Genomic DNA, 26,952 nt, shown 5'->3' on the forward strand with positions numbered 1-26,952 from the left:
TGGTACCGACCAGGGCCCGGGCAATTCGGACAACTCGTACTAAGCATGTACTTACTGGACGAGCACCGGGTGCGGTGCGAGGATGCGGCCAACTTGACCAGTTCACCGGTTGGAAGGAGCCTCTGCGATGCAGGGCGACCCCGAGGTCCTTGAGTTCCTGAACGAGCAGCTGACCGCCGAATTGACTGCCATCAACCAGTATTTCCTGCATGCAAAGATGCAGGACAACTTCGGCTGGACGAAGCTCGCGAAGTACACCCGCTCCGAGTCGTTCGACGAGATGAAGCACGCGGAGATCCTCACGGACCGCATCCTCTTCCTCGATGGACTTCCCAACTACCAGCGGTTGTTCCATGTACGGGTGGGCCAGACCGTCACCGAGATGTTCCAGGCGGACCGTCAGGTCGAGGCGGAGGCGATCGACCGCCTCAAGCGCGGGATCGAGCTGATGCGCGGCAAGGGTGACATCACGTCCGCAAACATCTTTGAGTCGATCCTGGAGGACGAGGAGCACCACATCGACTACCTCGACACCCAGCTGGAACTGGTCGAGAAACTCGGAGAGGCGCTCTACATCGCCCAGCAGATCGAACAGCCGGACAGCTAGGAGGGTGCTCGATCCATGCGGACCAGACGGATCAGGCCGGTCCGGACCGGATCGTGCCGGGTCGGATCAGGCCGCTTCGGAGAGCCGGATGCCCGGGGTCACGCCCGGGACGTCGCCGGGATCGATACCCGGAGCGGCCTCGGGGGCGCTGCCCGTCCCGGCGTCGCCCGTGGTGCGGGGTGTCCGCTTCCGGTCGAGCAGTTCGCGGCGCGGACAGGCGCCCCGGCCGAGCACGGCCTGGATGGCGCGGACGCAGCCGCCGCAGTCCGTCCCCGCCTTGCAGGCGGAGGCTATCTGCCGGGGTGTACACGCCCCGGCGTCCGCATGTTCCTTGACCTGCTTCTCCGTGATGCCGAAGCACGAGCAGACGTACACGCGGTTCACCTCCCGGCGGGATCGGTCGTTGCTGCCACCCCGTTGATCGGTGAGGCTAACCTAACCTTACCCGGCGCCGTGGGCCCTTGAAAGCCTCCGAACGCCCTGTGGGGCACGGATCACATCGATCCGTGCCCCACAGTCATACGCGTACCACCTGCGGTGATGCCTACTGGTCCCGGTACATCTCGGCGACCAGGAACGCCAGGTCGAGGGACTGGCTGCGGTTGAGCCGCGGGTCGCAGGCCGTCTCGTAGCGCTGGTGCAGATCGTCGACGAAGATCTCGTGTCCGCCACCGACGCACTCGGTGACATCGTCACCGGTGAGCTCGACGTGGATGCCGCCCGGGTGCGTACCGAGGCCCTTGTGGACCTCGAAGAAGCCCTTGACCTCGTCCAGGACGTCGTCGAAGCGACGGGTCTTGTGACCGGAGGCGGCCTCGAAGGTGTTGCCGTGCATCGGGTCGGTCACCCACGCCACGGTGGCGCCGGAGGCGGTGACCTTCTCGACCAGGTCGGGCAGCTTGTCGCGGACCTTGTCGGCGCCCATGCGGACGATGAAGGTCAGCCGGCCGGGCTCGCGCTCGGGGTCGAGGCGTTCGATGTAGCCGAGTGCCTCGTCGACGGTGGTCGTCGGGCCGAGCTTGATGCCGATCGGGTTGCGGATCTTCGAGGCGAACTCGATGTGCGCGCCGTCCATCTGGCGGGTGCGCTCACCGATCCAGACCATGTGGCCGGAGGTGTCGTACAACTGGCCGGTGCGCGAGTCGGTACGGGTCAGCGCCGACTCGTAGTCCAGCAGCAGGCCCTCGTGCGAGGAGTAGAACTCGACCGCCTTGAACTCGGCCGGGTCCGTACCGCACGCCTTCATGAAGTTCAGCGCGTTGTCGATCTCGCGGGCGAGCGCCTCGTAGCGCTGGCCGGACGGCGACGACTTCACGAAGTCCTGGTTCCAGGCGTGCACCTGGCGCAGGTCGGCGTAACCGCCGGTGGTGAAGGCGCGGACCAGGTTCAGCGTGGAAGCGGATGCGTGGTACATCTGCTTCAGCCGCTCCGGGTCCGGGACGCGGGACTCCTCGGTGAAGGCGAAGCCGTTGACGGAGTCGCCGCGGTAGGTCGGCAGGGTGACGCCGTCGCGGGTCTCGGTCGGCTTGGAGCGCGGCTTGGAGTACTGGCCGGCGATCCGGCCCACCTTGACGACGGGCACGGAGGCCGCGTAGGTCAGGACGGCGCTCATCTGGAGCAGCGTCTTCAGCTTGGCCCGGATGTGCTCGGCGGACACGGCGTCGAATGCCTCGGCGCAGTCGCCGCCCTGCAGCAGGAACGCCTCGCCCTTGGCGACGGCTCCCATGCGGGCACGCAGCTGGTCGCACTCGCCCGCGAAGACGAGCGGCGGATACGACGCGAGGTCCGCGAGCACATCGCGCAGAGCCTCGGCATCGGGGTACTCGGGCTGCTGCGCCGCGGGAAGGTCTCGCCAGGTCGCCTTGCCGGCGACACTCTGGGATTCAGCGTTCACGATCACGTCAGCAAGAATACGGGGTCGGCGCTCCCCTACCGGTACTCGACCGCCTGGTGAGACGGACCCATCGGCCTTGTCTCACCGGACGACCCCTCGGCGGCGGGGAACAAAGTGGCCGCGTCCGCGAGAAGGCCCCGGCACCGCAGCAGCGGGGAACACCCCCTGTCGACGGACTCGCGCCCCGCCGGTCACGCTGCCATGCGCTACGATCCACGGCATGTTCGCGCAGACAAACCAGAACTGGTGGTGGACCGCTCATCCGGCGGCCCACTGATCGATCGCGCGCTACAGACCACGCGAAGGCCGCCCGAGGGGCGGCCTTCTCTGCGTTTCGGGAGCCGTTCCTCCATTCCGGAAGGAATACCCCCATGTCTCAGCCGCACCGCACCGACCTCGTCATCGAGCGGCTGCTCCGTGCCGACAGCCCGCCGTTCGCGCTGCTGCGCAGGCGCACTCCCGGCCGCGATCAGGACACCGTCGAGGTACTGATCGGCCGGGTACGGGAAGTGGACCGGCTCGCCGGTCTCCCGGTCGGCGAGCTGCCGTCGCTCGCCCTGGTGCCGTTCCGGCAGATCGCCGAGCGCGGCTTCGACGTGCGCGACGACGGGACGCCGCTGTCCGTGCTGGTCGCCGAGGAGACGTACGAGCTGCCGCTCGCCGAGGTGCTGGACCACTTGCCGGTCCATGACGTGCAGGTCGAGGGCGGCCGGTTCGACGTTCCGGACGAGGAGTACGCCGGGATCGTGCGGCGGATCGTCGAGGACGAGATCGGGCGGGGCGAGGGCGCGAACTTCGTCGTCCGGCGGACCTTCCGGGGCGAGATCCCGGGCTTCGGGCGGGCGGACGCGCTGGCCCTCTTCCGGCGGCTGCTGGCCGGTGAGCGGGGCGCTTACTGGACGTTCGTCGTCCACACGGGGGACAGCGGGCCCGAAGGGCCTTCCTTCTCGGGGCGGCGGCGGGCGACGGGGGACAGCGGGGCCGCAGGCCCCTCCTTCTCGGGGCGGCGGCGGGCGACGGGTGGGCGGACCCTCGTCGGGGCGAGTCCCGAGGTGCATGTGCGGATGTCGGGCGGCACGGTCGTGATGAACCCGATCAGTGGCACGTACCGCTACCCCGCCGAGGGCCCGGGCGTCGAGGGGCTGCTGGCCTTCCTCGCCGACCACAAGGAGCGGGACGAGCTCTCCATGGTGGTCGACGAGGAACTCAAGATGATGTGCACCGTTGGCGACATGGGCGGGGTGGTGGTCGGGCCGCGGCTCAAGGAGATGGCCCATCTCGCGCACACGGAGTACGAGCTGCGCGGGCACTCCTCGCTGGATGTGCGCGAGGTGCTGAGGGAGACCATGTTCGCGGCGACGGTCACCGGTTCCCCCGTGCAGAACGCCTGCCGGGTCATCAAGCGGTACGAGCCCGGCGGGCGCGGCTACTACGCGGGCGCGCTGGCGCTGCTGCGGCAGGAGCCGGGCGGGGCGCAGTCCCTGGACTCGCCGATCCTGATCCGTACCGCCGACATCGCGGCCGACGGACGGTTGCGGGTGCCGGTCGGGGCGACGCTGGTACGCCACTCCGACCCGGACAGCGAGGTCGCCGAGACCCACGCGAAGGCGGCCGGAGTGCTGGCCGCGCTGGGGGTGCGGCCGGGCCGCCCGCGCGACCGCGCGATGCGTCCGCAGCCGGCCGGCGATCCGCGGGTGCAGGCGGCGCTGGACGCCCGGCGGGACGGTCTGGCGCCGTTCTGGCTGCGGATGCAGGAGCGTACGCACGAGCTCTCCGGCCATGCGCTGGTGGTCGACGGGGAGGACACCTTCACCGCGATGCTGGCGCATCTGCTGCGCTCATCGGGTCTGGACGTGTCGGTGCACCGCTACGACGAGCCGGGCCTGCGCGAGCGCGTACGGGCGCACGCGGGCCCGGTCGTGCTGGGCCCCGGGCCCGGGGATCCGGGCGACACGGCCGATCCGAAGATGCGGCTGCTGCGCGAGTTCGCCGCCGAGCTGGTCCGTGACCACCGGCACGGGCTGCTGGGGGTCTGTCTCGGCCATGAGCTGATCGCGGCGGAGCTGGGTCTGGAGATCGTCCGCAAGACCGTGCCGCATCAGGGCGCGCAGACCCGGATCGAGCTGTTCGGGCGCCCCGAGACGGTCGGCTTCTACAACAGCTTCACCGCGCGCTGCGACGACGGTGCGGTCACCGAACTGGCGGCGCACGGTGTCGAGACGAGCCTGGACGCGGCGACCGGGGAGCTGCACGCGCTGCGCGGGCCGGGCTTCGCCTCGGTGCAGTTCCACCCGGAGTCGGTGCTGACCCTGCGCGGCGCGACGATCGTGGCCGAGCTGCTGGCGGGGCTGCCGCTCGCCGGCCGAGAGGCAGTCGGGTGACCTACGACAGGGCGTGGCTGCCCGGCCGGAGGTCACCCGACTGCCTCTGAAGGGGCGGCGGGACCCCGGAGGGGATCCGGGGTCTCAGCCCTACGGGAGCGCCGGGACGAGGACGTTCTCGCTGCGGCGGCCCGCCAGGTAGTCGGCGACGTTCCGGACGGTGGCGTCGATGATCTGGGCCACGGCCTCCTGGGTGTAGTACGCCTGGTGCGAGGTCACGATGACGTTCGGGAAGGTGACGAGCCGGGCGAGGGTGTCGTCGTCGATGCCCTCCAGGGACTTGTCGAGGAAGAACAGCCCGGCCTCCGCCTCGTACACATCGAGCCCGACGCCCAGGAGGCGGCCCGCGCGGAGTTCGGCGACCAGTGCCGTCGCGTCGATGAGCCCGCCGCGGCTGGAGTTGATCAGGATCGCGTCGTCCTTCATCCTCGCCAGGGCGTCCGCGCCGATGATGTGGCGGGTCGCGGGCAGCAGCGGGACGTGCAGGCTGACCAGGTCGGACTCGACGAGGAGCCGCTCCTTGTCGACGTACTCCATGCCGAGGCCGACGCAGGCGGGATTCTCGGCGACGTCCCAGCCGAGCAGCTTCATGCCGAATCCGTGGGCGATACGGGTGAAGGCCTCGCCGATCTTGCCCGTACCGATCACACCGGCCGTGCGGCCGTGCATGTCCCGGCCGAGGAGGCCGTCGAGCCGGAAGTCGAAGTCACGGGTACGGCTCGCGGCCCGGATGATGCGGCGGTTGACCGCCATCGCGAGGGTCCAGGCGAATTCCGCGACCGAGTACGGCGAGTAGGACGAGACCCGGGCGACCCGCAGGGCGAGCCGTTCCGCGACGTCGAGGTCGATGTTGTTGAAGCCGGTGGAGCGCTGGGCGATCATCTGCGTGCCGCCCGCCGCGAGGGTCTGCAGGACGCCGCTGCCCAGGTCGGCGTTGACGCTGGTCGAGATGACCTCGTATCCCGTGGCGATGGCGGCGGTGTCCTTGGTGAGGAAGACGTCCAGGCAACGGACCTCGTGCTCTTCGGCGAAGGCCTTCTCGATCAGCGGCTTCTCGTCGGACTGCACACCGAATGCCAGGATTTCCACGACGTCTCCAGCCTTCTTGATGCGCGTTTCCTGATGTGCGCGAAAAGCGGCGTTATGTACCGGATGTTCGCGAATATACGGCCCGCGCCCCTGGCCCGCCGCTCGGCCGAAGAGGGCTGCGCCGCTCAGCCGAAGAAGACACCGGCCTCCGCGTAGAGGGCCGGATCGACCGTCTTGAGGCGAGCGGTCGCCTCCGCGATCGGCACCCGCACGATGTCGGTGCCCTGCAGGGCGACCATCATGCCGAAGTCGCCTTCCCGCACGGCGTCGATGGCGTGCAGGCCGAAGCGGGTGGCCAGCCAGCGGTCGAAGGCGCTGGGAGTACCGCCGCGCTGGACATGGCCGAGGACGGTCGTTCTGGCTTCCTTGCCGGTGCGGCTCTCGATCTGCTTGGCCAGCCATTCACCGACGCCGGAGAGCCGGACATGGCCGAAGGAGTCGTGCGAGCCGTCCTTGAGGATCAGCTCACCCTGTGTGGGCATGGCCCCTTCGGCGACCACCACGATCGGTGCGTAACTGGCCCCGAAACGGGAGGTGACCCAGGAGCAGACCTGGTCGATGTCGAAGCGCTGTTCCGGGATGAGGATGACGTTCGCACCGCCGGCCAGCCCCGAGTGGAGCGCGATCCAGCCCGCGTGGCGGCCCATCACCTCGACGACGAGGACCCGCATATGGGATTCGGCCGTGGTGTGCAGGCGGTCGATCGCCTCGGTCGCGATGGAGACGGCCGTGTCGAAGCCGAAGGTGTAGTCCGTGGCGGAGAGGTCGTTGTCGATGGTCTTGGGTACGCCGACGCACTTGATGCCGTGCTCGTCGGACAGGGTCGCCGCTACCCCGAGGGTGTCCTCGCCGCCGATCGCGATGAGCGCATCGACCTCGTACGCGGCGAGACTGTCCCTGATCCGGCGGACGCCGTTTCCCGCGCCGAGCGGATTGGTGCGCGAGGAACCGAGGATGGTGCCGCCGCGCGGCAGGATGCCACGCACCGCCGGGATGGAGAGCGGCACCGTCTCGCCCTCCAGCGGGCCGCGCCAGCCGTCCCGGAATCCGATGAAGTCGTAGCCGTACTCCTGCACGCCCTTGCGGACGACGGCGCGGATGACCGCATTGAGTCCGGGGCAGTCGCCGCCCCCGGTCAGTACCCCGACCCGCATGGACGCATCCCTTCGCCGACGTGAGCCCGCCATCGACCACGCTAAGGGTGATCCAGGTCACTCAGGAATGGGTCGGATGGTCAAACTCCGTGCAAATCGGGCGGGTTGAGTCAGGCGTCGTCGAGACCGCGCTCGATCGCGTACCGCACGAGCTCCACCCTGTTGTGCAACTGGAGCTTGCCCAGGGTGTTCTGGACGTGGTTCTGGACAGTGCGGTGCGAGATGACCAGGCGCTCGGCGATCTGCTTGTACGAGAGCCCCTTGGCGACCAGCCGCAGCACCTCGGTCTCGCGCTCGGTGAGCTGCGGGGCCTTGGGTTCGTGGGACGCGACGGGGGTGGGGTCCGAGGCGAGCCTGCGGTACTCGCCGAGGACCAGTCCGGCCAGGCCCGGGGTGAAGACGGGGTCGCCGACGGCAGTGGACCGCACGGCCTCGGTCAGCTCCTGCGTACTGGCCGACTTGAGCAGATAGCCGGTGGCGCCGGACTTGACCGCCTCCAGTACGTCGGCGTGCTCGCCGCTCGCGGAGAGGACCAGCACCCGCAGCCCCGGGTGGGAGCCGACGAGCTCCTTGCAGACCTGTACGCCGGGCATGCCGGGCAGGTTGAGATCGAGTACGAGGACGTCGGGGGTGGCGGCCCTGGCCCGGCGCACGGCCTGCGGTCCGTCACCCGCCGTCGCCACGACCTCGAAACCGGACTCGGAAAGATCGCGGGCCACCGCGTCGCGCCACATCGGGTGGTCGTCGACCACCATCACCCTGATGGCCCGCTCCTCGGCGCCCCGGGTGTTCTCCGTGCTCATCTGCCTGATCCTGCCTTCCCCCGCGAACCTACAAATCCTGTGAAGCGTTGAAGCGTTGAAGCGTTGAAGCGTTTGAAACCTACGGGACTTACGGGACTACGCGACCTTCGGGACCTTCAACTCGACCTCGGTGCCCTGGCCGGGCACCGAAATCAACTCCGCTGTGCCGCCCAGGTCACGCAGCCGCCCCCGGATCGACAGGGCGACCCCCATGCGTCCCTCCCCCTCCGCCTGGGCGAGCCGCCCTTCCGGGATGCCCGGGCCGTCGTCCCGGACCGTCACGATCACCTCGTCCGGCCAGTCCTCGACGAGGATCCAGGCCTGGGCGGTCTCCCCCGCGTGCACCCTCACATTGTCCAGGGCAGCACTGACAGCGGCCGCCAGCTCCTTCGCGGCCGCGGGAGCGAGCAACACCGGAGCGCCGGGCTCCGCGAAGCTGATCCGGGAGCCGGCGTGCGGGGCGAGCAGGGAGCGCAGATCGCAGCCGGCCCGCCCGGACGATCCGTCCTCCTCGTCGTCCACCTCGACGCTGCGGACCACGGCGCCCTCGGCGGCGTCCTCGGAGACCCGGGTGGTGGGCACGAGCCCGCTGGAGACCAGGGTGCGCAGGGCGACTTCCTGCTCCCCGGCCATCCGGCCCAGTTCGGCGGCCTCACCGCCCAGCGCGGTGCCGCGGCGCTGCACCATCGCTAGGACCTGGAGCACGCTGTCGTGGATGTCGCGGGCCAGCCGTTCCCGCTCGCGGGTGGCGGCCTCGATCTCCAGCGCGCGGGCGAGGGTGCGCTCACTGGCCCTGGCCACCTCGACGACGTAACCGATGGCGATGGAAGCCACCCAGACCAGCAGGACGTTGTGGAAGGTGTCCCGGCTGGGCTCGCCGCGCTCGATGATGTTGGCGACGGCGACGAAGGTGGAGGCGAAGGCCGCCCAGCGCCAGCCGCCCTTGATCGCGAAGGCCAGCACGGAACCCGCGGTCCAGATCGACGGCAGCGTCGGACCGTCGATCTGCTGGGCCTCGAAGTCGGCGAGCGGAGTGAGGAGGATACCGGCGAGGGCGACCGCCAGGTCGGCGCCGAGGAAGCGCCTGGTGCAGGCGACGGCGCCCGCAACCTTCGGGAGAGTGGCGAGCGTCCAGGCCGACATCACCACCAGGAAGGCCACGGCCACCCACGGCCGGTCGTACCTGTCCCGGCCGAAGACGGCGAGCAGCACCGCGTAGAGCATCGTCAGAATGCGGTACGCCGTCAGCGCACGCCACAGCGGCTGCTCCACCGACATCCGTACGACCCGCTCACGCTTGGCCATGTCCCCACCCCCCGGACGGAAACGACGCGGTTACGCGCCGAACCGTTCCGTCACTCCTGCGTCACTCCTGCGTTCCGGACTCTCTGGCCGCGCGCTTCTCCTCCTCGGCGCGGCGCTTCGCCTCGTCCGCGATCTGCCGCTTGGCGGCGGTCGCGTAGATGTCGACGTACTCCTGGCCGGAGAGCTTCATGATCTCGTACATCACCTCGTCGGTGACCGAGCGCAGGATGAAGCGGTCCCCCTCCATGCCGTGATAGCGGCTGAAGTCGAGCGGTTTGCCGATCCTGATCCCGGGACGCATCAGTTTGGGCATCACCCGACCGGGCGGCTGGATCTTCTCCGTGTCGATCATCGCGACGGGGATGACGGGCGCTCCGGTGGCCAGCGCCACCCGGGCGAGCCCGCCGGGCTTGCCGCGGTAGAGACGGCCGTCGGGCGAGCGGGTGCCCTCCGGATAGATGCCGAAGAGTCCGCCGCTCTCGATGACCTCGATGCCCGCCTTGATGGCCGCCTCACCGGCGCCGCGGGCACCCGAGCGGTCCACCGGGAGCTGGCCCACGCCCTTGAAGAAGGCGGCGGTCAGCCTGCCCTTCACCCCGGGTGCGGTGAAGTACTCGGACTTGGCGATGAAGGTGACCTTGCGGTCCAGGACGGCCGGGAGGAAGAAGGAGTCGGAGAACGACAGATGGTTGCTCGCGAGGATCGCCGGTCCCTGCGCGGGGATGTTCTCCAGGCCCTCCACCCACGGCCGGAAGGCGAGCTTCAGACCCCCGCCGATGGAGAACTTCATTGCGCCGTAGATCAACTCGGGTGCCTCCTGTGTCCTGTCGCAACGACCTTAACCCGTGTGGCCGTCCGCGCTCCCGCCCGGCGTGGACCGGAAACGGCGGACGCGGCCACGCCCATGGCGGCTGCCGGTGTCGGCCACCCGGCCGGTCTCGCTGACCGCCCCGCCCGGTCTCGGTGACCGCCCCGGCCGGTGTCAGTGACGACCCTGGTCGGTGTCAGTCCGGTCGCGTACGGTGAAGTAATCCTTCCGCGCTCCCCCTTTCGCTCCCCTGCGAGCCTCACGAACAGGAGACCCCGGTGCCGGTCCTGCCTGGAGCCGAGCCGTTCCGCCACGAGGGCGGAGAGGTCGGCGTCCTTCTCTGTCACGGATTTACCGGTTCCCCGCAGTCGCTGCGCCCCTGGGCCGACCATCTGGCGGAGCGCGGGCTCACCGTGTCACTGCCGCTGCTGCCCGGGCACGGCACCCGCTGGGAGGACATGCAGCTCACGGGCTGGCAGGACTGGTACGCGGAGGTGGACCGGGAACTGCGCGCCCTGCTGGAACGGTGCCGTCAGGTCTTCGTCTTCGGCCTCTCCATGGGAGGTGCGCTGACGCTGCGGCTGGCGGCGAAGCACGGGGACGCGATCAGTGGTCTGGTCCTCGTCAATCCGGCGAACAAGGTGCACGGCCTGTCGGCGTACGCGCTGCCGGTGGCCCGCCATCTGGTGCGGACGACGAAGGGGCTGGCGAGCGACATCGCCCTGCCGGGCTCCGCCGAGGTGGGGTACGACCGGGTGCCGCTGCACGCGGCGCATTCGCTGCGGAATTTCTTCCGCCTGGTCGATGCCGAGCTGCCGCAGGTCACCCAGCCGATCGTCCTGCTGCACAGCCCGCAGGACCATGTGGTGCCGCCCGCGGACTCGGCCCGGATCCTCAGCCGGGTGTCCTCGACGGACGTCGAGGAGATCCTGCTGGAACAGAGCTACCACGTGGCGACGTTGGACCACGATGCGGAGCGGATCTTCGACGAGAGCTACCGGTTCATCGGCCGCCTCGCTCCGAGCGTCGGAATGAAGGGGAGCACGTCAGGTGGCTGAGCACGACGCGGAGCGCGCGGGCAGTGAAGAGGGGCGCGAGCCCCTTCCCGCGGAGGGAACGGCCGTTCCCGAGGACGGTACGGGTACCGGTGCGGGCACGGGCCCGCAGGACGCCGCTGCCGCCCGGACGGCGCCACAGGGCGGCGACGGCGGCGACGAGGGCGACGGATCCGACCGGTCGATCGACGAGAAAGCCGCCTGGGAGGCGATCGTCGCGGGGTACGGCGAGGAGCCGGCGGACCCGCCGGGCGCCAGGCCGTTCAGGTCGATCGAGGATCTCGCCCTGCTGGAGGACGATCAGTCGGGCGTCCTGGACCCGGACAAGGGGGTCGGGAAGAAGTCCCCGAAGCCGCCGGAGAAGCCGCTCGGCAGCTCGATCGTGTTCGCGCCCGGCGTCGCCGGCCCGCGCGACTACGAGGTCGCGGAGCCGAAGGACGACGACCTCGACGACAGCGACGAGGGGCATTTCGTTCCCCCGGAGCCGCCCCCGTTGCCGGAGGCCGATGTCACGGCGAAGTTTGCCTGGCTCGCGGTCGTCGGCGGCCCGGTGCTGATGCTGATCGCGGTGCTGCTGCGGTGGGACATGACCTGGTGGCTCACGACGATCTGTGTCGGCGGCTTCCTGGGCGGCTTCGTCACGCTGGTGGCGCGCATGCAGGACGACGACGAGGACGGCGACGACCCGGGCCGCGGCGCGGTGGTCTGAGACCGGTCCGGCGGGGGTACCCCTGATGCCCTGAGCCGCTGCCGCCGCGGCTCAGGGCCTGGTCGCGGGCACCCGTAGCGCTGCCAGCACCGGCAGGTGGTCCGTGGCCGCTCGCAGGTCCGCGTCGGTGACACCGGGCAGCCCCGCCGGGACACCGCAGCCGAGCACCTCGATCCCGCTCGTCGCGAAGACCGCGTCGATGCGCCGCCGCGGCTCGTCCGGCGTGAAGGTGTGTTCGCCGCCCCACGGCCGGACGGCCCAGCAGTCCTGGAGACGCCCGGCCAGCCGCCTGAAAGCGGCCCCGGTCGGTACGTCGTTGAGGTCGCCCGCCACGATGGTGTGCTCGACACCCATCGCGTCCAGCCGGTCCAGCAACATGTCGGCCTGGGCCAGGCGTTCGTCGCGCCGCAGGCTCAGGTGGAAGCTCAGCAGACCGATCCGGGTGCCCGCGATCCGTACCACCGATGTGGCGAAACCCCGGCGGTGCAGTCCGGGGGTGAGCGGCAGCAGGACGTCCTCCGTGCGCTCCACCGTGGCCCGCAACGAGCAGAGCAGCAGCGGACCGGCCGCCGTGGCGCCGCCGCCGAGGACGACGAGGTCGGTGCGGGCCGCGAGCCAGGCGGCGCGCTTGCGCCACCGGAAGAAGCGCGGGGCCTCCTGGATGAGGACGAGGTCGGGGGCGCAGGCGCTGATGACGCGGGCCAGCGCCGCGCAGTCGTCGCGCATCGAGCGGATGTTGTAGCCGAGCACTCTGATGACGGCCGAACCATCCGGCTCGGTACGGGAGTCGGGCAGTGGCGTCAGGACCATGCGTCTCACGATACGACGGACGCCCGCCGCACCCCACAGGGGCGCGACGGGCGTCCGGTTCTGTCCGGTTCCGGCCGGCTCAGCCCTGGCGGGCCAGGTCCGCCGCGCCCACCAGCCCTGCCTTGCCGCCCAGTTGGGCCGCGAGCACCTGGGCGTGCGGGCGCCACTCGCCGCCGATCAGCCAGCGCCGGAACGACTTGCGGATCGGGTCGAGGACGAGCTCGCCCTCGTCCGACACGCCACCGCCGACGATGAACGCGGACGGGTCGAACAGCGAGGCGAGGTCGGCGAGTCCGGCGCCGGCCCAGCGGGCCAGCTCGTGGAACGAGTCGATCGCCACCGGGTCGCCCTGCCGGGCGGCCACGCTGATGTGCTTGCCCTCGATGCCATCCACCGTGCCGTCGCCGAGGGACAGCAGGATCGTGGCGTTCTCGGGGGTGGCGTTGGCGCGCTGCTTCGCGTACCGGACAAGTGCGCGCCCGGAGGCGTACTGCTCCCAGCAGCCCTGGCTGCCGCAGCCGCAGAGGAGGCCGTCCGGGACGACCCGGATGTGGCCGAACTCGGCGGCCACGCCGAAGCGGCCGCGGCGCAGCTTGTTGCCGATGATGATGCCGCCGCCGAGACCGGTGCCGAGCGTGATGCAGATGACGTCGTCATGCCCCTGCCCGGCGCCGAAGCGGTACTCGCCCCAGGCCGCGGCGTTGGCGTCGTTCTCGACGACGACCGGAAGGCCGACGCGCTGTTCGACCTTGTCCTTCAGCGGCTCGTACCGCCAGTTGATGTTGGGCGCGAACAGCACGGTGGCGCGCTTGTCGTCGACGTATCCGGCAGCGCCGATGCCGACGGCCTCGATCTGGTGGCCCTCGCTCGCGCCGGACACCGCCGACGCGATCGCGTCCACGATGCCGTCGGCCGTCGGCGGGGTCGGCACCTTGAACGTCGAGAGGATCCGGCCCTCTTCGTCGACCACTCCAGCTGCGATCTTCGTGCCGCCGATATCGACGCCGATGGTGAGTCCCATGAATCCCTCAGTTTCGGTCGAGCCCCGCTGTGGCCAACGGTACCCGAGCCGGGGGCCCGGCCCCTCCGTGCCGGTCAGTCCAGGTCGATGTGCTCGCCTGCGGCGGGGCCCTCGTCGCGGGGGTCGGTGGGGTCGTCGGCCTTCTTTTCGGTGCCCGCGGGGTCCCCGGCTCCCCGGGTCCAGCGGCGTTCCTGGCCTTCCACCGCGGAGCGGTAGGCGGCGAGCAGTTCACTTCCGGCCGCGGCGATGTGGTCGAACACGTCCGGATTACGTTCGATGACGGGCTCGACGGCGGACTTCGCCTGCTTGATGATCTGCCGCACGGTGCCCTGGGCCGCCGCGCCGAGGAGCGGCGTCTGGAGGGAGGAGATCTTGTCGGCCACGGCGTCGACCAGCTTGCGCAGCTCGTCGGCGGCGGCGCCGGGCGGCGGGCCGTGCTGGGCGCGGCGGCGGGCCTGCTCCGCTTCGAGGTCCTCGGCGCAGGCCTTCGCCCACGCGTCGTCGTCGGCGGGACGATCGGTGGCTTCGCTCATGGCGGACTCCTGCGACGTGGTGTGCCTGCGGTGCGTATCAGGGGGTACGCACTACCGACGTTACCGGAACCGTGACGCGCCGTTCAGCTCGTCCGGGGCCACAGCCCGGGGTCCGGCGTGAACCTGACGCGGAGCACCCCGTCGGTGAGGGCGGCGCCGGATACGGTGCAGCGGCGCAGCCCGGACTCCAGGGGAACGATCCGGTGGAACGGGCCCACGGTGAGGAGCAGTTCGTCGCCGCGGCGCACCAGTTGGAGGTCCGTCTTGACGGCGCCGGGCAGGGGCAGGCACCAGACGAGCACCGGGTCGCCCTCGCCGGACCGCGGGGCGGTCACGATCCGGGAGCCGGGCAGCAGTCTGTCCAGGCCGTCCGGGGCGTCCGGGTCCTCGATCCACCAGGGGTCGTCGGCGCGGCCCGGCCCGCGGTCGTCCAGTTCCGCGGCGAGTCCGTCGCCCTCGAAGAGGCCGCCGCCGGTGCCCGCCACCTCGAAGACGGTGCTGCTGGCGCCGGTGTCGAGGAGGATGAGGTCGTCCGGGCCGCGCGGGTCGCGGCCGAGGTGGGGCACTTCGCACAGGGCCGCCGCGGGCACCCATTCCACGTACCAGTGGTCGATGGTCTTCTCCTGCTGCGCGGCGAGGGCCGCGAACCAGGGGTCGCCGGAGTGCCTGGGCAGCACCCGGTTCACCACCAGGGTGTCGACGCGCAGTCCGTGCAGGGCGAATCCGGTGCGGGCGGTGCGCAGGGCGTCCTCGGCGGCGGGGCCGGGCTCGGCGACCAGCCGGAGCGTGGTGTTGCGGTCCTCGATCAGTGCCTGGACGGCGGCCAGCTCGGCGTCCTTGCGGGCGGCGGCCTCGTACAGCCACTGGGCGGGCATGGGTACGCCGGCGAGCTGGGCGAGCATCGGGCGCAGGGCGCGGGCGGCCTGGCGTTCCTGGGGCAGCAGCCGGCGCAGATAGCGGCGCAGCTGTTCGGGCAGGGCGAGCACGGCGAGCGCTTCGCGCAGCGGCGGCAGGTCGACGACGAGGAGTTCGTAGCCCTCGTGCGACCAGTCGCCCTCGGCGGCGCGGCGCAGGGCGTGCAGGAGGGCGAGCTGGGCGCTGCCGGGGAGTTCGGTGAGTTCCTCGGCGTCCAGCCGGTTCCCGCCGAGCAGGTCGAGCACGCCGGAGGCCCGCTCCTGGAGGGTGAGGAGTTCGCCGCGGAAGTGCTCGCCGGAGTCGATGCGGGCGGACCACAGGTTGTCGGTGACCTCGGTGGGTTCCGTGCCCGCGGGGAATCCGGGTATCGCGTCGGGGGAGAGCAGCAGGGTGCGGCGGCCCCGGCGGGCCGCGGCCAGGGCGGTCGCCGCCGCGACGGTGGTACGGCCCGCGCCGCCGGGGCCGGTGACGAGAACCGTCCGCACCGGGTCAGGCCTTCGGGACGGACTCGACGCGCTTCTTCAGACCGGCCAGGGCGCGGTCGATGATGACCTTCTCCGCCTTGCGCTTGATCATGCCGAGCATCGGGATCTTGACGTCGACGGTCAGCCGGTAGGTGACCTCGGTGCGGTCGCCGTCGCCGAGCGGGGCCAGTGCGTAGGAGCCGTCGATGGCGCGCAGCATCTGGGACTTGACGAGGGTCCAGCTGACCTCGTAGTCGCCGATCCAGGTGTACGCGAGGGTGTGGTCGTCCTTGATCGCTCCGGCGTCGAGGACGAGGCGGACCTTCTCGGCGCGGCCGCGGTCGTCGGTGGAGAGGACCTCGGCCTCCTTGACCTCGCCGGTCCACTCCGGGTAGCGGGCGAAGTCGGCGATCACTCCCATGACGTCGGCCGGCGCCGCCTCGATCGTGATGCTCGAGCTGGTGTGTTCAGCCATCGCCGTGGCTCCTCCAGTGCGGTGTACCGGTGCGTCGGCAGATGCCTGCCGTCAGAAGGCTATCGCGTGCGCGTGGCGCCCCGGTCCAGGGTCCGGCGCCGGTGCGGTCACCATTCCAGGGCCCAGGGCCTGCCGGTGGACGCGAAGTGGCCGACGTTCACGCACTCGGTGACACCGATCCGCATCCGGCGCACCAGGGGCTGGTGGACATGGCCGAACAGCGCGTACCGGGGACGGTTCCTGCGGATGGCGTCGAGCAGGGCCCGGCTGCCGCGTTCGAAGCGGCGCGCGACCGTGTCGTATGTCAGTTCCGGCACGTCGGGCGGGATGTGCGTGCACAGGACGTCGACCGGGCCGATCGCGTCGATCTTGGCGGCGTACTCCTCGTCGCTGATCTCGTACGGGGTGTTCATCGGGGTCTTCAGCCCGCCGCCGACGAAGCCGATCACCCGGCCGCCGATCTCGACGCGCTCGCCGTCCAGGACGGTGGTGCCCGGGCGTGCGTATTCGGGCCACAGGTGGGGGATGTCGACGTTGCCGTAGGTGGCGTACGTCGGGGTGGGGAACGCGGCGAAGAGCTCGGCGTACTGCTTGCGCACCGCCGAGACGATCGCGGCGTTGCGGTCCTTGCCCGCCCACAGGCCGCGGCCGAACTCCCGGGCCTCTTCGAAGCGGCGCGCGGTGCGCAGCGCGACGATCCGGTCGGCGTTCTCCACCCCGAAGAGGTCGGGGAAGATGCCGCGCGAGTGATCGGCGTAATCGAGGAAGAGCACCAGGTCACCGAGGCAGATCAGGGCGTCGGCGCCGTCCCCGGCGCGGGCCAGGGCCTCGGTGTTGCCGTGCACGTCACTGACCACATGAACGCGGGTGCGCCGCGAGGTCGGGGTTCCTTCGCTATTCGGTCCGGCTGGCATGACGATCACCCTAGGACCCCGCCGTGCACCTGGGTAGAGGCCGCCGGACCTGCTATTACCTCCGGGCGGTAACGGTGGTGGACTACTGTGCGCCCAAGGATCACGGTTGTATGTGACGCATAAGACATCTGGCCGGAACCCCCTATCGGGAACCGAGTACCGGTGGGTAACGTCCGGGCAGTCCAGTCGTGCTCACCCCACTGAGCATCAGCCATTCTCGGACCGCAGCCGGTGCGTCACACAGAGCCGTGGCACCGGAGCCCGATGAGGAGCAGCAGTCTTGCGCGAGTTCAGCCTTCCGGCCCTGTACGAGGTCCCTTCGGACGGCAACCTGACGGATCTCATCCGCCGCAACGCCGCTCAGCATCCCGATGTCGCGGTGATGAGCCGCAAGGTGGCCGGGGTGTGGACCGATGTCGACGCCACACAGTTCCTGGCCGAGGTCAGAGGCGTCGCCAAGGGTCTGGTCGCTGCGGGTGTCGAGGCCGGCGACCGGGTGGCCCTGCTCTCCCGTACCCGCTACGAGTGGGTGCTGCTCGACTTCGCGATCTGGAGTGCGGGCGCGGTCACCGTCCCGGTGTACGAGACGAGTTCGCCCGAGCAGATCCAGTGGATCCTCGGGGACTCCGGCGCCACGCTGTGCATCGTGGAGTCCCAGGCGCATCAGGACTCCGTGGCCTCGGTCCAGGCGGATCTGCCGGACCTGAAGGGCATCTGGCAGATCGAGGACCGGGCGGTCCCCCGGCTGACGGCGATCGGCGAGGACGTCTCGGACGAGATCCTCGACCTGCGGATGGCGTCCGCCAAGGCCGACGACCCGGCCACCATCGTCTACACCTCGGGCACCACCGGCCGCCCCAAGGGCTGTGTGCTCACGCACCGCAGCTTCTTCGCGGAGTGCGGCAATGTGGTGGAGCGGCTGAAGCCCCTCTTCCGTACCGGTGAGTGCTCGGTGCTGCTCTTCCTGCCCACCGCGCATGTCTTCGGACGACTGGTCGAGGTGGCCTCGGTGATGGCCCCGATCAAGCTCGGATGCGTACCGGACATCAAGCTCCTCACCGATGAACTGGCCTCGTTCCGGCCGACGTTGATCCTCGGTGTGCCGCGGGTCTTCGAGAAGGTCTACAACGCGGCGCGCGCCAAGGCGCAGGCCGACGGCAAGGGCAGGATCTTCGACAAGGCCGCGAACACGGCGATCGCGTACAGCCGCGCGCTGGGTACCGCTCAGGGCCCGTCCATGGGCCTGAAGTTCAAGCACAAGGTCTTCGACCGGCTGGTCTACGGCAAGCTGCGGGCGGTACTCGGCGGCCGCGGCGAGTACGCGATCTCCGGCGGCGCACCGCTGGGCGAGCGGCTCGGCCACTTCTACCGCGGCATCGGCTTCACCGTCCTGGAGGGCTACGGCCTCACCGAGACGTGCGCGGCCACCGCCTTCAATCCGTGGGACCGGCAGAAGATCGGTACGGTCGGCCAGCCGCTGCCCGGCTCGGTCGTCCGGATCGCCGACGACGGAGAGGTGCTGCTGCACGGCGAGCACCTGTTCACCGGCTACTGGAACAACGAGGCGGCGTCGGCCGAGGCGCTGGCCCACGGCTGGTTCCACACGGGCGACATCGGCACGCTCGACGAGGACGGCTATCTCGCGATCACCGGTCGCAAGAAGGAGATCATCGTCACGGCGGGCGGCAAGAACGTCGCTCCCGCGGTGATCGAGGACCGTATCCGCGGGCACGCCCTGGTCGCCGAGTGCATGGTGGTCGGCGACGGGCGGCCGTTCGTGGGCGCGCTGATCACGGTGGACGAGGAGTTCCTGGGCCGCTGGGCACAGGAGCACGGCAAGCCGGCCGGCTCGACGGCCGCGTCGCTGCGCGAGGACCCGGAGCTGGTGGCCGAGGTACAGCGGGCGGTGGACGACGGGAACGCCGCGGTGTCCAAGGCCGAGTCGGTACGCAAGTTCCGCATCCTGTCCTCCCAGTTCACCGAGGAGGCGGGCCACATCACGCCGTCGCTGAAGCTGAAGCGGAATGTGGTGGCGAAGGACTTCGCGGACGAGATCGAGGCGATCTACCGGGGCTGACGGACGTCGGCCGGGGGCCGTTGGCCGGCTACCGGAACCGACCGACGGCCGCCGGAACCCGGCCCGGCCCCGGCGGCGCTCCGGGCCGGTTCAGAGCAGCGCCTTGAGCCTCTCGGCCAGCAGGTCCCAGCGCCACTTCTCCTCGACCCAGGCCCGGCCCCGCTCCCCCATCCGCTGCCGCAGCTCCGGGTCGCGGAGCAGGGTGACGATCCGGTCGGCCGTCTCCTGCGCCGAGCCGCCGCGCACCACCCACCCGGTCTCGCCGTCGAGCACGGCGTCCGGCGCGCCGCCCGAGTCGCCCGCCACCACCGGCAGTCCGGTCGCGGACGCCTCCAGGAAGACGATGCCGAGGCCCTCCACGTCGAGGCCGCCCCGACGGGTCCGGCACGGCATGGCGAAGACGTCGCCGGCGCCGCAGTGGCCGGGCAGCTCGTCCCACGGCACCGGCCCCGTGAAATGCACCGAGCCGGCGACCCCGGTCCGTACGGCCAGTTGCTCCAGCTCCTTGCGGTACGGCCCGCCGCCCACGATCAGCAGCACCGCGTCCGGCACCCGCTCCAGGATCGCGGGCATCGCGAGGATCAGCGTGTCCTGGCCCTTGCGTGGCACGAGACGTGACACGCAGACGACGACGGGCCGGTCCGAGAGCCCGAGCCGGGCCCTTATCAGGTCCCCGCCGGAGTCCGGGTGGAAGGTCTTCTCGTCGACGCCGGGCGGCAGTTGGACCATGCGGTCCGCAGCCTCGGGGGTGAGTACGGCGGCGATCCGGGAGCGGGTGTACTCCCCCAGGTAGGTGATCGTGTCCGTGGTCTCGCCGATCCGGCCCAGCAGCTGCCGGGCCGCGGGCAGCTGGGCCCAGCCCGCCTCGTGACCGTGCGTGGTGGCGACCAGCCGCCGGGCGCCGGCCCTGCGCAGCGCCGGTGCCATCAGCGCGAGCGGGGCCGCGGCGCCGAACCACACGGACGTGCAGCCGTGTATGCGCAGCAGCTGCGTGGCACGCCGGGTGACCCGAGGGGTCGGCAGCAGCATCGTCGTCCGGTCGCGGACGACGGTGAAGGGCTGCTCGGCGTCGAAGGCGGCGGTGGCCGCGATGCCTTCGGGGCTGCGCTTCCAGGTGGAGGCGTATACGACGATCTGTCCGGGGTCCAGGCGCAGTGCCATGTTGTGCAGAAACGCCTGGATACCGCCGGGGCGGGGCGGGAAGTCGTTGGTCACGATCAGGGTCTTGTCCATCCCGGCCGACAGTACCGGGCGGCCGAATGGCTCCCGCACAGGCCGGGCGGGCATCATGGCTCCCCGTACCACCGGCTGCGCCGGTGGGTACCCCACCGGCGTACCCACCGGCGTACCCACTGACGAAACGGATGAGGCGGTCATGACCGGATCGACCGGCACGCGGCTCGCTCTCGCGGTCTGGGCCCTCACCAGGGTCGCGCTGCTGCTCTGCGTCACCAAGGTGATCACCCTGTCCGGACCGGACGTGACCAGCGATGTCTCGGTGATCTACCACGGCTGGTCCGAGGTCCTGAAGACCGGTACGTACCCGCGGTCCGACGTCACCTGGCAGTACCCGCCCCTCGCCGCGCTCGCCGTCCTCTCCCCCGCCCTGCTGCCGTTCCTGGACTACGCCTCGGCCTTCTTCGTCCTCGCATTCCTGTGCGACGGGCTGGTACTGGGGCTCCTGCTGTACGCGAGCCGCGGGACCGGCCGGTGGACGGCGGGCGCCTGGGTGTGGGTGGCCGGCGTGCCGCTGCTCGGTACGACCGCGTACGCCCGTTACGACGTGATGGTGACGGCGGCGGCGGTGGCGGCGCTGCTGGCGGGCGTGCGGCATCCGCGGGTGCTGGGCGCGCTGGCCGCCGTCGGTGCGCTGCTGAAGGTGTGGCCGGCGCTGATCCTGGCCGGTACCGCGCGCGGGCCGTGGACGCGCCGGGCCTGGACGGCCGCGGCGGTGACGGCGGCCGGGCTGCTGGTGGTGTGCACCATGGCGATGCCGGGTGCGCTGGCCTTTCTCGGCTTTCAGCGGGACCGCGGCATCGAGGTCGAGTCGCTGGGAGCGCTGGTCTTCCACGTGTGGCGGAATTTCGGCTGGCAGGGCCGGGTGGAGCTGCACTACGGCTCCCTGGAGTTCCTGGGTCCGCATGTGCCCCTGGTGAGCACGCTCTCCCTCGGTCTGTCCGTCGTCGCGTTCGGCTGGCTGCTGGTGTGGCGGCTGCGGGCCCGCGACTTCCGGGTGAGCACCCCGGCCGACGCGGCGTTCACGGCGGTGCTGCTGTTCACGACCACGAGCCGGGTGATCAGCCCCCAGTACATGCTCTGGCTGGTCGGCCTGGCGGCGGTCTGCCTGGTCTTCCGCGAGAGCCGGATGGTGCTCCCGGCCGCTCTGGTGCTGCTCGCCACGGGCATCACGCAGGCGGAGTTCCCGTTCGGGTTCGTCCACGTGGTGAGCAGTGACGCGACGGGCGTGACGCTGATGTTCCTGCGCAACGGCCTGCTGGTCGCGGCGACGTTCATCGCCTGTCGGCGGCTGTGGCGGCAGCCGGTGTCCGGTGCGCCGCGCGACGGCGCCGAGCCCTCGGCCGCCGAATCCGACGCCGGCCGTGCGGCGGAACCGGTCGGTTCCTGAACCACGCGCTGCGCTCAGCAGCCGTGTGGCGGGCGCGGCGGGCAGCGCGCCGCGGTCAGCCGAGCCGGGAGCGCAGATACTCCCTCCAGAGCGCGGTGAACTCCTGCGGAGTCGTGCCGAGCACCTCCTGCAGGGCCTGCTCCACCGCCCCGTCCCGCCCCGAATACCCTCCGACGGCCCGGTAGAAGGCGAACAGCTTCTTCTCGCCCCAGTGGTCGGCGATCAGCTCGCAGGCCATCCAGCCGCCCTCGTACGCCTTCGCCAGGCGCGCCGAGTCGCCGGCGAAACCGAAGTCCTCGTCCGTGGGGAGTCCGGCGGGCAGTTCGCCGTGCGCGACGGTGTCGGCCAGTTCGGGCGCGGCCCGGGCGGCGGTACGGTCCTCGGCGCGGTAGGCCGCCCAGTCGGCGAAGCCCTCGGAGAGCCAGGTGGGGGTGGCGGCGGATGTGCGGGCGCGGGTGGCGACATGGGCGATCTCATGGGTGAGGACGATGCGCTGCCCGAGGGTGCTGAGCACGTCGTACGCCTGCGGGTTGACGATCACCCGGTCCGCGGGCGCCCGGTCGAGGCCGCCGGTCCGCCCGGTGGTCACGGCCGCCATGCCCCGGTAGTTCGCCGCCGGTGACCCCAGCAGCCCCGCCATGTCCTCCACGGTGCGCGGTACGAGCACCAGCACGCGGCCGGCCCAGCGTTCCGGCCAGGCTCCGGAGACGGCGGGCACCGCCCGGTCCGCGGCCCTGGCGATCCCGCGCAGCTCCTGCTGCGTGCGGCCGACCCCGAGGACGAGGCTGTGCTCTCCGCGTACCACCCGCACGTCGCCCTGCTGCCAGAGCTGTCCGGCGCCGTCCTTGCCCGCCCGGTCGCCGATGAGGTACCAGCGGCCGTCCGCCCGGTACCGTCGCAGATCGAGCACCCGGTCCACGGAGACCGGGGCGGCGTCGTACCCCTTGATCGCGTAGCGCAGCTGGACATCGGCGGTGGCCCGGTCGGTGCCCTGCGCGGTCACGTCCGTCAGCCGGTACGTCCACGAGCTCAGCGGTACGTCCGCGAGGTTGTCCAGTTCCCGGCGCTGGGCCGTGCGCAGCCCGGTGGCCCGCGGGTCCACGACGGCCAGGTAGGCGTCCGTGTCGTGGGCCGGGACGGCGGCCGCACGGCGCTCCAGGGTGGCCCGGACACCGCGGGTGGTGGAGGCCGGGACGGCGTCGTCGTCGGGGGCCGCGCAGCCGGAGACCAGCAGCAGCCCGGCGAGCAGCACGCCGGCCGCGCGCCGTCCTCCGTCACATCCCCGCCGTGCGGTACGCCGTCTGTGGGTCACCCGGTCGAGCGTACGGGTCAGACGCGGGTGACCGACGAGACGGGCATCATGCCGACGGGGTCGTAGCGCACCGGGGCGCCCGGGTACGGGGCGTGGACGACCTGGCCGTTGCCGACGTACATGGCGATGTGGCCGGCGTCCGCGCGGTAGGCGACCAGGTCGCCGGGCCGGGCCTCGGAGAGCGGCACCATGCGTCCCGCGTACCGCTGGGCCTGCGAGGTGCGCGGCAGGCTGACCCCGGCCCGGGCGTACGCCCACTGCATCAGCCCGGAACAGTCGAATCCGGCGGGTCCGTTGGCCCCCCAGATGTACGGGCGGCCCAGTGCCTGGCGAACCGCCGCCACGGCCGCGGCCGCCCGTGCGGAGCCGGCCGGGAGGTCGGCCGTCGCCGGGAACACGTCGTAGCCGCCGGAGCGCGAAACCTGCTCGAAGTCCGCCCGGTCGGCGGCGGGCAGCGCCGCCAGCACCTGCTTGGCCTGGGCGAGCTTGCGCTCGACGGTCCGTTTATGACGGGTGGCGGCCGCCCGGTTGCGCTCCAGCTCGGCCAGCGCCCGGGCGGCCTCCGCGCGGATCTGCGCGAGTCCGCGCTGCGTCTGCTGGAGTTCCCGCAGCTCGTCGCTCCGGCGCTCGGTCTGACGGTCCAGGGTGGCCGCCCGGTCGAGGTAGGTGTCCGGGTCGGAGGAGAGCAGCAGGGCGAGTGAGGGGTCCAGGCCGCCCGAGCGGTACTGCGCGCTCACCACCGAACCGAGAGCCGTACGCAGCCGGTTGAGGTGTTCCTGGCCGCGGGCCGCCCGGTCCCGGGCCCGGTTCACCTCGCCGCGCAGCCGGCCGGCGTTCTCGCCGGCCGCGTTGTACTGCTCGATGGCCCGCTCGGCCTCGCCGTACAGCCGGTCGACCCGGGCCTTGGCGTTCCGGGAGGTGTCCTGCGGGTCGGCGTTCGCCGTGGCCGCCCCGAGAGTGGCGGCCGCGGTGGCCGCCGCGGCCGACAGAACGGTGATCCGGGCACCCCGGTTGAGTCCGGGCTGTGTGGAACGGCGATGGGACACCACAGGACGCCGTACTCCCTTCCGCTGTACGCAGATGTGCGCAGCCCCTGCCGCCCGGGGCGGGCGGACCGACGACCGGGAGCTGCACAGCAGGCAGACAGTAGTCGGACGGTCACGGAGCGGCCAAAGGCCGCGCCGGGCAAAAGGGAGGCCCGAACGGCAGCGCCCCGCCGGTGACCTGTGGTCTCCGGCGGGGCGGACTGTCTGCGCGGGCGCGGGAATTCGCCCGTTCGGGCGTCGTCAGCCGACGCGCACGCCGAACTGGAAGCTGCCGATGGTGTTCATCGACTCGTAGCGCACCACCGCACCCGGCTTCGGGGCGTGCAGCACGGTGTTGTTGCCCGCGTAAAGGGCCACGTGCGAGGTGTTGTTGAAGAAGACCAGGTCGCCCGGCTTCAGCTGGCTGCGCCCGATCCGGGTGCCGTCGTTGATCTGGGTGTACGTGGTGCGGGTGATGTGCACGTTGGCCTGGGCGTAGGACCACTGGGTCAGGCCCGAGCAGTCGAAGGAGTTGGGGCCGGTGCCGCCGGAGACGTATGGCTTGCCCAGCTGGGTGGCGCCGGCCCGGAGGGCCGCGGCGCCCCAGGCGGACGCGGGGACCTCGTTGCCCAGGTCGACCCGGTCGCCGGCGTCGCGGCTGGCGCGGATGTCGTCCTGCCGCATCTTCTCGCGCTCGGCGGCGGTCAGCGTGTTGAGCAACTGCCGCGCGTCGGCGAGCTTGCCCTGGAACTTCTGCTTCTTCTCGCCGAGCGTCTTGCGGACGTCCGCGAGGTCGCCGAGCTTGTCCTGGGCCTCCTTGCGCTCCTGCGCGAGGACCCGCTGCTTCTCCTGGATCTTCGCCAGGGAATCGGTCTGCTTGGCCGTCAGCTGGTCGAGGGCCGAGGCCTCGTCGAGGAAGCTGTCGGGGTTCGAGGCGAGGAAGAGCTGCACCGACGGGTCGATGCCTCCGGAGCGGTACTGCGCGGCGGCGAGCGAACCGAGGCCGGAGCGGAGCGTGTTGATCTCCTGCTGACCGCGGGCCACCTTGTCCTGCAGGGCGCTGACTTCCTTCTCCAGCTTCTCCTGCTTCTCCTTGGCCCCGTTGTACTGCTCGGTGGCCGCCTCCGCCTCGTGGTAGAGCTTGTCGACCTTCGCCTTGACCTCGCTCTTGGAGGGCTTGGGGTCGGCCTGGGCCGCCTGGGAGGTCAGGGCCACGGCCGCAGCGGCGGTCGCGGTGAGCACGGTCACGCGGGCGCGGCTCGGCTGCTTGGGACGACGGTGGGACGCCACGAAGGCGAGCTCCTTCTTCCTCCAGCCGCCTACCGGGCTGTGGGGGAGACGAATCCCCGGCTCCGTGCACGTCACGGACTCGGCGGTGCCTTCGCCGTCACCCCGGATGGGTGATCAACCGTGCGAAGGTTCGAGGCCCGACCCTAGTGACCAACTTGTGATCAGTTCAAATCCTCATCAGAAAAATCTCGTCACAGGAGGTACTTCTTTGCCCACAGCACACAGGGCGTAGCAGCGGCTTGACGGTCCGTTCCCTGATTTCCGCCGAGTTCCGCCGAGTTCCGACAAGCGTCACTAGACGCGCGAAAGGCGCTTCAGGAGCAAGACGGACGCAACGGGCCTGGCGCCCGCCTTCGCCACTCCATCGGCGACTTCACGGTCGGTGGAGACCACCACGACCGGCCGACCCGGCGGTTCGGCGCGCGCCAGCTGGCGAATGAGTTCGTCCGCGGTCACACCGGGCTTGCTGAACAGCACCCGGACCCCGCGCGGCGGTGCGAGCAGTACCGGGGCGGCCAGTTCGGCCCCGTCGAAGACGCAGGTCATCTCCGCGCCGGTCTGTGCCGCGAGCACCGCGAGACCGCCCAGCAGCCGCAACCGCTGCTTCTCCAGCGGCAGCTGCGGATAGCCGGTCTTGGTGACGTTGTAGCCGTCCACGATCAGATGCGCCTGCGGCAGCGCGAGCAACTGGTCGAGCAGGGCCGGATCGGTCTCCGAAAGCGCCCTGACCGCAATGTCCTTGGGCGACATCCGGCCGGGCTCGACCGCGTCGACACTGTCCGCGGGGCGGATCGATGAGGGGGGCAGGGCCAGTTCGCGACGGAGCCCACGGGCCGCGTCGAGCACCGTGTCCAGCAGCAGCCGCAACCGCATGTCCTCGACCGAACGGCCTTCCCTGGCGGCCCTGCGCCCCGCCTCGACGGCCGCCTCGGCCTCACCGAGCCGCGCCTTGAGCCGACGGGTCTCGCTCTCGGCCGCAGAGACCTGGGCCGCCGCCTCGGCCCGCGCGGCATCGGACTCGGCCCGGCTGCGGCGCAGCGCGGCCTCGCCGCGCTTGACCTCGTTGACGGCGCTGCGCAGTTTGCGCTGGAGGGAATCGGCCTCCTTGCGGACCGCGTCCAGCTCGCCGCGGAGCCGTTCGGTCTCGCTCTTCGTCTGGGCGCGGGCGTGCGCGAGTTCCTCGCGCAGCCGTTCCAGTTCGCGGCGGCTCTCCTCGTCGGCACGCTCCGCGTCGGCCCGATGGGCCTCCTCGCCCGCGGCGGCGACCAGCTTCACCCAGCCGGCCGGGCGCAGCACGTAGGCCGCGGCGGCCACATCGACGGGGTCGGCGGCGGCAGGCGGCGAACCCGCCTCCAGCGCGGCGGTCAGCTCCGGCTGCCCCTCCTTGAGCCGTTCACCGATCCGCTGACGGAACAGCGCGTCGCCCTCCAGGGCGGCCGCCATCGCGTTCCCGGCGAACTTGGCGCGCCGGGTCGGGGTGAAGCGGGCGTACTGTCTCAGCTGGGCCGGGAGTTCGGTGATCGTCAGGCCACCGAACGCGTCCGATACCAGCGCGACAACCCGTCGCCGTACAGCTTCGGGCAGCGGGCGGTCGAGCGCCTCGACGGCTTCGCCGGCCGCCTCGGCCGGTTCTGCGCCGCTAGCGGGCTGCTCCACCATCCGTCACCCCAAATTGTCTGTACGCA

25 protein-coding genes are annotated in these 26,952 nt (G+C 71.2%); 7 read left to right on the forward strand and 18 right to left on the reverse strand.

Features of this window, described 5'->3' with window-relative positions; all coding sequences use genetic code 11:
• Positions 1-127: 127 nt before the first annotated feature.
• On the forward strand, positions 128-607 hold the full coding sequence (gene bfr / locus OG306_RS09670; protein ID WP_266745687.1) for a bacterioferritin: 480 nt from the start codon (positions 128-130) through the stop codon (positions 605-607).
• A gap of 66 nt (positions 608-673) precedes the next feature.
• Here bfr and OG306_RS09675 read toward each other — a convergent pair whose 3' ends face one another.
• Positions 674-982, reverse strand: coding sequence for a (2Fe-2S)-binding protein (locus OG306_RS09675; protein WP_266745688.1), 309 nt, complete (start codon positions 980-982; stop codon positions 674-676).
• 169 nt (positions 983-1,151) lie between these two features.
• Entirely contained in the window at positions 1,152-2,507 is a 1,356-nt protein-coding gene (locus OG306_RS09680; protein ID WP_371665232.1) for a class II 3-deoxy-7-phosphoheptulonate synthase, read from the reverse strand.
• 214 nt (positions 2,508-2,721) lie between these two features.
• On the opposite strand from OG306_RS09680, the gene OG306_RS09685 reads away from it, so the two are divergent.
• Entirely contained in the window at positions 2,722-2,778 is a 57-nt protein-coding gene (locus OG306_RS09685; protein WP_107408160.1) for a trp operon leader peptide, read from the forward strand.
• Positions 2,779-2,872: 94 nt separating this feature from the next.
• Positions 2,873-4,882, forward strand: coding sequence for an anthranilate synthase family protein (locus OG306_RS09690; protein ID WP_266745689.1), 2,010 nt, complete (start codon positions 2,873-2,875; stop codon positions 4,880-4,882).
• Between the two features lie 90 nt (positions 4,883-4,972).
• Here the strand turns inward: OG306_RS09690 and OG306_RS09695 are convergent, their stop codons facing one another.
• The 5 genes from OG306_RS09695 to OG306_RS09715 form a co-directional block, all read right to left on the reverse strand.
• Positions 4,973-5,971 (reverse strand): 2-hydroxyacid dehydrogenase, encoded by a 999-nt coding sequence (locus tag OG306_RS09695; protein WP_266745690.1) that lies wholly within the window; start codon positions 5,969-5,971, stop codon positions 4,973-4,975.
• Between the two features lie 125 nt (positions 5,972-6,096).
• The gene (locus OG306_RS09700) at positions 6,097-7,125 is read right to left on the reverse strand and encodes a 6-phosphofructokinase (protein ID WP_371665233.1); all 1,029 of its coding nucleotides are present in this window, start codon (positions 7,123-7,125) and stop codon (positions 6,097-6,099) included.
• A gap of 110 nt (positions 7,126-7,235) precedes the next feature.
• Positions 7,236-7,928 carry a response regulator gene (locus OG306_RS09705; RefSeq protein ID WP_266745692.1) on the reverse strand — a complete coding sequence of 231 codons (693 nt, stop codon included), beginning with the start codon at positions 7,926-7,928 and terminating at the stop codon, positions 7,236-7,238.
• Between the two features lie 96 nt (positions 7,929-8,024).
• Positions 8,025-9,233 (reverse strand): MacS family sensor histidine kinase, encoded by a 1,209-nt coding sequence (gene macS / locus OG306_RS09710; RefSeq protein WP_266745693.1) that lies wholly within the window; start codon positions 9,231-9,233, stop codon positions 8,025-8,027.
• 61 nt (positions 9,234-9,294) lie between these two features.
• Positions 9,295-10,038, reverse strand: a complete 744-nt coding sequence (locus OG306_RS09715) for a lysophospholipid acyltransferase family protein (protein ID WP_266745694.1) — start codon at positions 10,036-10,038, stop codon at positions 9,295-9,297.
• A gap of 281 nt (positions 10,039-10,319) precedes the next feature.
• Here OG306_RS09715 and OG306_RS09720 point away from each other — a divergent pair, with 281 nt between their 5' ends.
• Together OG306_RS09720 and OG306_RS09725 are read left to right on the forward strand one after the other, a co-directional pair.
• Positions 10,320-11,099, forward strand: a complete 780-nt coding sequence (locus tag OG306_RS09720; protein ID WP_266745695.1) for an alpha/beta hydrolase — start codon at positions 10,320-10,322, stop codon at positions 11,097-11,099.
• The gene (locus OG306_RS09725) at positions 11,092-11,805 is read left to right on the forward strand and encodes a hypothetical protein (RefSeq protein WP_266745696.1); all 714 of its coding nucleotides are present in this window, start codon (positions 11,092-11,094) and stop codon (positions 11,803-11,805) included. The genes OG306_RS09720 and OG306_RS09725 overlap by 8 nt, the downstream gene beginning before the upstream one ends.
• 51 nt (positions 11,806-11,856) lie before the next feature.
• Here the strand turns inward: OG306_RS09725 and OG306_RS09730 are convergent, their stop codons facing one another.
• The 6 genes from OG306_RS09730 to OG306_RS09755 form a co-directional block, all read right to left on the reverse strand.
• A complete protein-coding gene (locus OG306_RS09730; RefSeq protein WP_266745697.1) occupies positions 11,857-12,615 on the reverse strand; it encodes an endonuclease/exonuclease/phosphatase family protein in 759 nt (252 codons plus the stop codon).
• A gap of 79 nt (positions 12,616-12,694) precedes the next feature.
• Positions 12,695-13,636, reverse strand: a complete 942-nt coding sequence (locus OG306_RS09735; protein WP_266745698.1) for an ROK family glucokinase — start codon at positions 13,634-13,636, stop codon at positions 12,695-12,697.
• A gap of 74 nt (positions 13,637-13,710) precedes the next feature.
• Positions 13,711-14,169, reverse strand: a complete 459-nt coding sequence (locus OG306_RS09740; RefSeq protein WP_266745699.1) for a DUF5304 domain-containing protein — start codon at positions 14,167-14,169, stop codon at positions 13,711-13,713.
• An 83-nt stretch (positions 14,170-14,252) separates the two neighbouring features.
• Positions 14,253-15,569 (reverse strand): ArsA family ATPase, encoded by a 1,317-nt coding sequence (locus OG306_RS09745; protein WP_266745700.1) that lies wholly within the window; start codon positions 15,567-15,569, stop codon positions 14,253-14,255.
• Between the two features lie 4 nt (positions 15,570-15,573).
• Positions 15,574-16,023, reverse strand: a complete 450-nt coding sequence (locus OG306_RS09750; protein WP_114244115.1) for an SRPBCC family protein — start codon at positions 16,021-16,023, stop codon at positions 15,574-15,576.
• A 107-nt stretch (positions 16,024-16,130) separates the two neighbouring features.
• A complete protein-coding gene (locus OG306_RS09755) occupies positions 16,131-16,937 on the reverse strand; it encodes a metallophosphoesterase family protein (protein ID WP_266745701.1) in 807 nt (268 codons plus the stop codon).
• A 280-nt stretch (positions 16,938-17,217) separates the two neighbouring features.
• On the opposite strand from OG306_RS09755, the gene OG306_RS09760 reads away from it, so the two are divergent.
• Entirely contained in the window at positions 17,218-19,014 is a 1,797-nt protein-coding gene (locus OG306_RS09760; protein ID WP_266745702.1) for an AMP-dependent synthetase/ligase, read from the forward strand.
• A gap of 90 nt (positions 19,015-19,104) precedes the next feature.
• Here OG306_RS09760 and OG306_RS09765 read toward each other — a convergent pair whose 3' ends face one another.
• Positions 19,105-20,247 (reverse strand): glycosyltransferase family 4 protein, encoded by a 1,143-nt coding sequence (locus OG306_RS09765; RefSeq protein WP_266745703.1) that lies wholly within the window; start codon positions 20,245-20,247, stop codon positions 19,105-19,107.
• A gap of 142 nt (positions 20,248-20,389) precedes the next feature.
• On the opposite strand from OG306_RS09765, the gene OG306_RS09770 reads away from it, so the two are divergent.
• Entirely contained in the window at positions 20,390-21,640 is a 1,251-nt protein-coding gene (locus tag OG306_RS09770; protein ID WP_266745704.1) for a glycosyltransferase family 87 protein, read from the forward strand.
• 55 nt (positions 21,641-21,695) lie between these two features.
• On the opposite strand, the gene OG306_RS09775 is transcribed toward OG306_RS09770, so the two are convergent.
• The 4 genes from OG306_RS09775 to OG306_RS09790 form a co-directional block, all read right to left on the reverse strand.
• Positions 21,696-22,952, reverse strand: a complete 1,257-nt coding sequence (locus tag OG306_RS09775; protein ID WP_266745705.1) for a hypothetical protein — start codon at positions 22,950-22,952, stop codon at positions 21,696-21,698.
• Positions 22,953-22,969: 17 nt separating this feature from the next.
• Positions 22,970-24,001, reverse strand: a complete 1,032-nt coding sequence (locus tag OG306_RS09780) for a C40 family peptidase (RefSeq protein WP_266745706.1) — start codon at positions 23,999-24,001, stop codon at positions 22,970-22,972.
• 237 nt (positions 24,002-24,238) lie between these two features.
• On the reverse strand, positions 24,239-25,267 hold the full coding sequence (locus tag OG306_RS09785; RefSeq protein WP_266745707.1) for a C40 family peptidase: 1,029 nt from the start codon (positions 25,265-25,267) through the stop codon (positions 24,239-24,241).
• 294 nt (positions 25,268-25,561) lie between these two features.
• Positions 25,562-26,923, reverse strand: a complete 1,362-nt coding sequence (locus OG306_RS09790) for an NYN domain-containing protein (protein ID WP_266752143.1) — start codon at positions 26,921-26,923, stop codon at positions 25,562-25,564.
• Positions 26,924-26,952: the final 29 nt, after the last annotated feature.

The organism is Streptomyces sp. NBC_01241, from assembly GCF_041435435.1.
Taxonomy (GTDB): Bacteria; Actinomycetota; Actinomycetes; order Streptomycetales; family Streptomycetaceae; genus Streptomyces.